Genomic DNA, 6,108 nt, shown 5'->3' with positions numbered 1-6,108 from the left:
CGCTGGGCACACCCCTGCTTGCGGCGCTGCGCGTGCTGGTGCTTGAACTTTATGTCCGTGACGTTCTGGGCGATACGCCCGAAAAGGTCGATTAAAGCTCTTCGGTCGAAACCCGGTCGCCGCTCTCGTCGATCCCGTAAACGATGGGCGCCCCGGTGGCGATTTCGCGCTTGAGGATCGCTTCTTCGTCGAGCCCTTCAAGTTTCATGACAAGCGCACGCAGCGAATTGCCATGCGCCGTGACCAGAACGGTCTTGCCGGCCTTGAGCAGCGGCGCGATCTCGGCTTCGTAATAGGGCAGAACCCGCGCCGCGGTGTCTTTGAGGCTTTCGCCGCCCGGCGGGGGCACGTCATAGGAGCGGCGCCAGATATGGACCTGCTCCTCGCCCCATTTTTCCCGCGCATCGTCCTTATTGAGCCCCGAAAGGTCGCCATAGTCACGCTCGTTGAGTTTGTGACTGCGCACGATGGTGAGATCGGTGATCCCCATTTCCTCGAGCATCAGGTCGAGCGTGCGCTGGGCGCGGCTCAGCGCGGATGTGAAATAGGCGTCCGGGACGGTCCCGCGTGCCTTGAGGGCCTGTCCGGCTTTTTTGGCTTCCTCGATCCCCAGATCGGTCAGCCCGGGATTCTTCCAGCCGGTGAACAGGTTTTTCAAATTCCATTCGCTCTGGCCATGGCGAACGAGGATCAGCGTGCCGGTCATAAATCAGTCCTTGTCATTGCGCGTGTTCGATAACGCGGTCATTACAGATCAGGCCGAGCACATCGGCCATGGAATAAAGGCCCGCCGGCTGTTCTGCGGCCCACAGCGCAGCCCGAAGCGCTCCATCGGCAAACAGCGTCCGGTCGCGCGCAGAATGGGACAGGGTGAGGGTTTCGGCCATCGATGAAAACAAAACCGAATGCTCGCCCACGATGCCGCCGCCGCGCAATGTGGCAAAGCCGATGGAGCCAGGTTCACGCGCGCCGGTGTGCCCGTCGCGCACCTTGACCGAATGGTCGGCCAGATCGATGCCGCGCCCCTCGGCCGCCGCCTCGCCCAGAAGCAGCGCTGTGCCCGAAGGCGCGTCCACCTTGTGGCGGTGGTGCATTTCAAGGATCTCGATGTCGAAATCGATGTCGAGGCTCGCCGCTGTCTTTTTGACCAATGCGGCCAGAAGGTTCACCCCAAGGCTCATATTGCCCGATTTGACGATCCGCGCGCCCTCGCGCCCTGCCCTGGCGATCGCTGCATCGTCCTCGGGCGAACACCCGGTTGTCCCTATGATATGGACCAGCTTGCGCTCTGCGGCCCGGCGGGCCAGCGCGACGCTCAATTGCGGCGCCGTGAAATCGATGATGGCATCGACATGGTCGGCTATATCGAGTGGCGTGTCCCCGATGGCAACGCCCAGCGGTTCGAGCCCCACAAGGCTGCCGGCATCCTTGCCCAAAACGCTCGAATTGTCCCGGTCGGCAGCCGCTGTGAGCGTCATGCCGGCATGGGCCGCGACGGCGCGGATAACCGTCTGTCCCATGCGCCCGCCCGCGCCCACAACCCCGATTTTCAATGCCATGCTGTTTTCCCTTTACGCCGCCTGCATTTCGGCCAGCACCGCCTGCGCGCTCTGGCGCGGGCTGGGTGCGGCAATGATGGGCCGCGCCACAACAAGATGGGATGCGCCCGCCGCCAGCGCATCGGCCGGTGTCATCACACGCTTCTGGTCTCCCCTGTCCGCGCCGGCAGGTCGGATACCGGGGGTCACCACGGCCATGTCGGGCCCGACGATCTCACGCACCGCCCGCGCCTCGAAGGCCGAGGCCACGACGCCGCCCATGCCCGCATCGCGTGCCTGGCGCGCCCGACGCGCCACGAGCTCGGCAACCGAAACGCCATAGCCGGCATCATCGAGATCGGCCTGATCCATCGAGGTGAGGACGGTGACGCCCAGCAGGCAGAGCGACGACCCTTCGGCTGCCTTGACTGCAGCCGCCATCGCCTTGGGATAGGCATGGAGCGTGAGCATGGTCGCGCCGGTTTCGGCAATGGCCGCGACGCCCTTTGCAATCGTGTTGTCGATATCGAGGAGCTTGAGGTCGAAAAACACGCGCTTGCCGGCCCTGAGCAATTCCTTGCCCACGATCAGCCCGTCGCCGCCATAGAAAAGCTGATAGCCGATCTTGTAGAAATCGACGATGCCATCGAGCCGGGAAATCATGTCCTCGGCTTCACGGCGTGTCCCGACATCGAGCCCGACAATCAGGTCACCGGCCATTCCATGTCTCCGCGTGCTTTGGTGTATCAAGGCTCGATGCCATGAGTTGGGCCCGAGCGCAAGCTCCGGCTCTAAATCCCGCCGCGTGAAAAATGGGTGAGTTCTTTGACCAGCTGGTCGATCTTGGTGCTGACCCCCGATTCTGCCACCGAGCCGTCCTCGGCGAAAGCGCTCGAAGCCGGACCGACGCCGAGCAGGGTCGGCACGACCAGCGCGCCGATCTTGGAGAGCGAATCGCGCAAATGGCTCTGGGCCCATATGGTCCCGTAGCGCCCCGAGGACACCCCGCCGATCCCGAACACCGCATGCCGGAAGGGCGAAGGCTTTTGCCGGGAAAGCCATGCGATCGTGTTGACGACCAGCGGCGGCAGCCCGCCATTGTATTCGGGCGTGGCGATAAACACGATGTCGTGGGATCGGAACAGATCGGCCAGTTGTCCTGCGGCCTCGGGCACATTGTCAGGCTCGAGATCCTGATTGAAAACCGGCATCTCGAAATCTTTGAGCGTGATCGAATTGACCGCGACCCCGGCTTCGCTGAGCTTTGCGTCCACCGCGTCCTGAAGCGTCTTGTTGACCGATCCGGCGCGGATCGAGCCGCAAAGGGTAAGGGCGCTAGCCATTGGTGTCTCCTTGTTGATGGGCGGCAGTTAAGCGGGCCATTTGGATCGCCGCAACCGCTCACATACAAAAAGCCCTCCGCAACGCGAAGGGCTTTTGAAAAAAGGTCCAGCCAACCGACGTCAGTGGAACATTGTCTTGAGCTTGTCGAAAAACCCTTCCGAACCCGGCGAGGTGTCGCGGTTGGAAAGCGTTTCGAATTCTTCGAGCAGTTCGCGCTGCCGCTTTGAGAGTTTTTGCGGGGTTTCCACCTCGAGCTGGACGTAAAGGTCACCAACCTGCTGGCTGCGCAGCACCGGCATGCCCTTGCCCTTGAGCCGCACGCGCTGGCCGGGCTGGGTGCCTTCGTTGACCTTGACCTTGGCACGGCTGCCTTCGAGCGTCGGCACTTCGAACTCGCCGCCCAGGGCCGCTGTGATCATCGAAATGGGCACCTTGGCGAAAAGATCGGCGCCGTCGCGCTGGAACAGCTGGTGCGGTCTGACTGAAACGAAGATGTAGAGATCGCCGGCCGGTCCGCCGCGCAATCCCGCCTCGCCTTCCCCACCCAGACGAATGCGCGTGCCGTCCTCGATTCCCTTGGGAACATCGACCGAGAGCGTACGCGAGGTCTGCCGGCGGCCTTGCCCGTGGCAGTCGGTGCAAGGCTGGTCCATGGTTTCCCCACGCCCGTGGCATTGGGGGCAGGTCTGCTGAATGGTAAAGAATCCTTGCGCTGCGCGCACCTTGCCGTGCCCGCCGCACATGCGGCAGGTCGAAAACCCGGTGCCCGGCTTGGCGCCCGTCCCCTCGCACGTCTCGCACCCGATCAGGGATGGCACGTCGATATCGACAGTGGTGCCCGCAAAGGCGTCTTCGAGGGTGATTTCGAGATTGTAGCGCAGATCCGAGCCGCGCTGGCGGCCGTCGCGGGAACGCTGGCCGCGTGCGCCACCCATGAATTCCCCGAAAATGTCCTCGAAAATATCGGACATCGAGGAGGAAAAATCATTCCCGAACCCCTGGGCACCGCCACCGCCGCCATTGAAAGCCGCGTGGCCAAACCGGTCATAGGCCGCGCGCTTTTGCGGGTCCTTGAGCGTGTCGTAGGCTTCGGAAACTTCCTTGAACTTGTGCTCGGCCTCGGTGTCCCCCGGATTGCGATCCGGGTGATACTGCATGGCCAGCTTGCGATAGGCGGATTTGAGCCCGGCGGCGTCACAGGTTTTTTCGACCCCGAGCACGGAATAGAAATCGGCTTTGCTCATGAGATTAGTTTATCCCCGTGTCACGGCAGGGGCAGAAAATGGACGGATGCAAGATCATCTCTTGTGCCAAACCAACCGTTCTTGTCATGACGCATCTCTCTTGGGACCGGCAACGGTCAGAACCCGTCGTGCGCTTAGGTAATCATCGTTGCTGCCTGTTACCATAGGCAGCGGCGAAAAGACCAGCGCTCACCGGTGATTCACGTGAAACTGGCGCCCGGAAATAACAGTGCCGCCCGAAGGCGGCACTGATCGGTTTCAGGGCAAAGGCTTTAGGCCGACTTCTTGTCGTCGTCGTCCTTGACCTCTTCGAAGTCGGCATCGACAACGTCTTCGTCATCCTTGGCCGCATCGCCGGCCGCGGCGGCTTCGGCTTCGTCCTGGCTGGCCTTGTACATGGCCTCGCCAAGCTTCATCGAAGCCTGGGCCAAAGCAGCGGCCTTTTCCTTGATCGCTTCGGGGTCGTCGCCCTCGAGCGCGGTCCTGGTGTCGGCGATGGCGGTTTCGATCTCGGTCTTGATCTCGGGCGAAACCTTGTCCCCATGCTCCTTGAGCGAGGATTCGGTCGAATGCACGAGGCTTTCGGCCTGGTTTTTCGCTTCCACCACTTCGCGGCGCTTCTTGTCGGCCTCGGCATTGGTCTCGGCATCCTTGACCATCTGCTCGATATCGGCGTCCGACAGACCGCCCGAAGCCTGGATGCGGATCTGCTGCTCCTTGCCCGTGCCCTTGTCTTTCGCCGACACATTGACGATGCCGTTGGCGTCGATGTCGAAGGTCACTTCGACCTGCGGCACGCCGCGCGGCGCCGAGGGAATACCGACCAGGTCGAACTGGCCAAGCATCTTGTTGTCGGCCGCCATTTCACGCTCACCCTGGAAAACCCGGATGGTCACGGCCGACTGGTTGTCTTCGGCGGTCGAGAACACCTGGCTCTTCTTGGTCGGGATCGTCGTGTTGCGGTCGATCAGGCGGGTAAATACGCCACCAAGCGTCTCGATACCCAGCGAAAGCGGGGTCACGTCGAGCAGCAGAACGTCTTTCACATCGCCCTGCAGAACGCCGGCCTGAATGGCGGCGCCCATGGCAACCACTTCGTCGGGGTTCACGCCCTTGTGGGGCTCCTTGCCAAAGAAGTTCTTCACCTCTTCCTGCACCTTGGGCATGCGGGTCATGCCGCCGACCAGAACGACTTCGTCGATCTCGCCAGCCGAAATCCCGGCATCCTTGAGCGCGGCGCGGCACGGATCAATGGTGCGCTTGATCAGATCTTCAACGATCGATTCGAACTTGGCGCGGGTCAGCTTGAGCTGCAAATGCTTGGGGCCCGAAGCATCGGCCGTGATGAAGGGCAGGTTGACTTCGGTCTGGGAAGCCGACGAAAGCTCGATCTTGGCCTTTTCGGCAGCTTCCTTGAGCCGCTGCAGCGCCAACTTGTCGCCGCGCAGATCGATGCCCTGCTCTTTCTTGAACTCGTCAGCGAGGTAATCGACAAGGCGCATGTCGAAATCTTCACCGCCAAGGAACGTGTCGCCATTGGTCGATTTGACTTCGAAAACCCCGTCGCCGATCTCGAGGATCGAGATGTCGAACGTGCCGCCGCCAAGGTCATAAACAGCGATCGTGCCGGATTCTTTCTTGTCCAGCCCGTAGGCCAGCGCGGCAGCGGTCGGCTCGTTGATGATGCGGAGCACCTCGAGCCCGGCGATCTTGCCGGCGTCCTTGGTGGCCTGGCGCTGGCTGTCGTTGAAGTAGGCCGGAACCGTGATGACGGCCTGCGTCACCGGCTCGCCGAGATAGCTCTCTGCGGTTTCCTTCATCTTGCCCAGGATCATGGCGGAGACTTCGGACGGAGACGATTTCTTCCCATCCGCTTCCACCCACGCATCGCCATTGTCAGCCTTGACGATCTTGTAGGGCACAAGGCCCTTGTCCTTGGTGACCATCGGGTCTTCGAACCGGCGCCCGATCAGGCGCTTGAC

General features: G+C 62.0%; 6 protein-coding genes. All 6 read right to left on the bottom strand.

The features are described from left to right. Window positions 1-91: 91 nt before the first annotated feature. Window positions 92-706: a 2,3-bisphosphoglycerate-dependent phosphoglycerate mutase gene (locus AACZ55_RS15260; RefSeq protein ID WP_339647482.1), complete on the bottom strand. Its 615-nt coding sequence runs from the start codon at window positions 704-706 to the stop codon at window positions 92-94. A gap of 13 nt (window positions 707-719) precedes the next feature. Then, window positions 720-1,559, bottom strand: a complete 840-nt coding sequence (dapB, locus tag AACZ55_RS15255) for a 4-hydroxy-tetrahydrodipicolinate reductase (RefSeq protein WP_339647480.1) — start codon at window positions 1,557-1,559, stop codon at window positions 720-722. A gap of 12 nt (window positions 1,560-1,571) precedes the next feature. Beyond that, window positions 1,572-2,258 (bottom strand): orotidine-5'-phosphate decarboxylase, encoded by a 687-nt coding sequence (gene pyrF, locus AACZ55_RS15250; RefSeq protein ID WP_339647478.1) that lies wholly within the window; start codon window positions 2,256-2,258, stop codon window positions 1,572-1,574. Between the two features lie 71 nt (window positions 2,259-2,329). Beyond that, on the bottom strand, window positions 2,330-2,881 hold the full coding sequence (locus AACZ55_RS15245) for an NADPH-dependent FMN reductase (protein ID WP_339647476.1): 552 nt from the start codon (window positions 2,879-2,881) through the stop codon (window positions 2,330-2,332). A gap of 120 nt (window positions 2,882-3,001) precedes the next feature. After that, on the bottom strand, window positions 3,002-4,126 hold the full coding sequence (gene dnaJ, locus AACZ55_RS15240) for a molecular chaperone DnaJ (RefSeq protein WP_338608376.1): 1,125 nt from the start codon (window positions 4,124-4,126) through the stop codon (window positions 3,002-3,004). Window positions 4,127-4,398: 272 nt separating this feature from the next. Continuing rightward, the coding region (gene dnaK, locus AACZ55_RS15235) for a molecular chaperone DnaK (protein ID WP_339647474.1) at window positions 4,399-6,108 on the bottom strand (1,710 nt) is incomplete at its 5' end.

It is taken from the genome of uncultured Pelagibacterium sp. (genome assembly GCF_963972885.1).
Lineage (GTDB): Bacteria > Pseudomonadota > Alphaproteobacteria > Rhizobiales > Devosiaceae > Pelagibacterium > Pelagibacterium nitratireducens.
Note: the sequence above shows the minus strand (reverse complement) of the source record. Positions and strands in the feature narration are given on the sequence as shown.